This is a genomic window from Priestia sp. TSO9, assembly GCF_021029645.1.
In the GTDB taxonomy this organism is placed as follows: domain Bacteria; phylum Bacillota; class Bacilli; order Bacillales; family Bacillaceae_H; genus Priestia; species Priestia megaterium_E.
This window is the reverse complement of the sequence record NZ_JAJEKD010000034.1, coordinates 1-459: the sequence shown is the minus strand read 5'-3', so window position 1 is coordinate 459 and position 459 is coordinate 1. Positions and strand designations below refer to the sequence as shown.

Sequence of the window (459 nt, the reverse complement as noted above, 5' to 3'; positions counted from 1 at the left end):
ATGCTCCACCCTCTCCGTAAATGACAAAATTACCATCGTCTTGGAGAATAGCGAAATCAACTTTTTTACCATTAGTCCTACTTGACCAAAGCGCGACATCGGATTGATATAATACCAGGTTACCGTCCCCCTGCATCCTAAGTATATATTGGCCATTTTTTGACTGAAGTGATTCACCAGGTAGAAGTCTTTCACCTGAATGCAATCGATCCTTTACAACTTGTTGAGAAGTCTTCCATGCCCACAAAGGCTTTAGATTAACATCATAAATTACCACATTGCCATCATCCTGTACAACTAAATAATTTACTCTATTCCCACTTGTTTTGGTCGACCATAATGCTCCACCCTCTCCGTAAATGACAAAATTACCATCGTCTTGGAGAATAGCGAAATCAACTTTTTTACCATTAGTCCTACTTGACCAAAGCGCGACATCGGATTGATATAATACCAGGT

1 pseudogene is annotated in these 459 nt (G+C 39.9%); it reads right to left on the bottom strand.

Features of this window, described 5'->3' with window-relative positions:
• Positions 1-459, bottom strand: a pseudogene (locus tag LJC66_RS27415) (hypothetical protein); the annotation flags it as partial.